General features: G+C 66.2%; 1 protein-coding gene. It reads right to left on the reverse strand.

What is annotated here, in order from left to right; all coding sequences use genetic code 11:
* The coding region (locus C1I89_RS33790; RefSeq protein ID WP_219929643.1) for a TRAP transporter large permease subunit at positions 1 to 438 on the reverse strand (438 nt) is incomplete at its 3' end.
* Positions 439 to 621: the final 183 nt, after the last annotated feature.

Raw genomic sequence — 621 nt, forward strand, 5'->3', positions numbered from 1 at the left:
CACGCCGAACCACACCGGGTCGTAGCCCAGTGCAATGACGATGGGCACGGTGAGCGGGGCGGTGGTGACCAGCATGGCCAGCGTGTCCATGAAGCAGCCGAGCAGGATGTAGAACAGGATGATGGCCAGCATCATGCCCAGCATCATGCCCAGCGGCGGCAGGTCCAGGCTGGTCACGGCGTTCACCAGCAGAGTGGTGAGACCGATCGAGGACAGCACAAAGTTCAGGAAGAACGCGGCCAGGGTGATCAGGATGATCATGCCGGTGGTGCGCAGTGTGGCTTCGGAGGCGCGGCCCAGCATTTCCCACGTCAACACGCGCTTGTAGGCGCACAGCAGGGTGGCGGCCACCACGCCGAGCGCGGCCGATTCGCTGGCGGTGGCGACGCCGCCGTAGATAACGCCAATCACCAGCGCGAAGATCGCCAGCGGCGGCACCAGGTGCGGCAGGGCCGCGATGCGTTAGGCCCAGCTCACTGTGGGGCGTTTGCCGGCCAGGCCCGGGCGCCACAGACACAGGCCCACGATCAGCGCGATGAAGAGCCCGGTGAGCAGGATGCCCGGCAGCGTGGCGGCCAGGTAGAGCTTGGGCACTGGCTTCTTGTGGTGGGCTCCAGATAA

The sequence above is a fragment of the Achromobacter pulmonis genome (assembly GCF_002885955.2).
GTDB lineage: Bacteria > Pseudomonadota > Gammaproteobacteria > Burkholderiales > Burkholderiaceae_B > Achromobacter > Achromobacter pulmonis_A.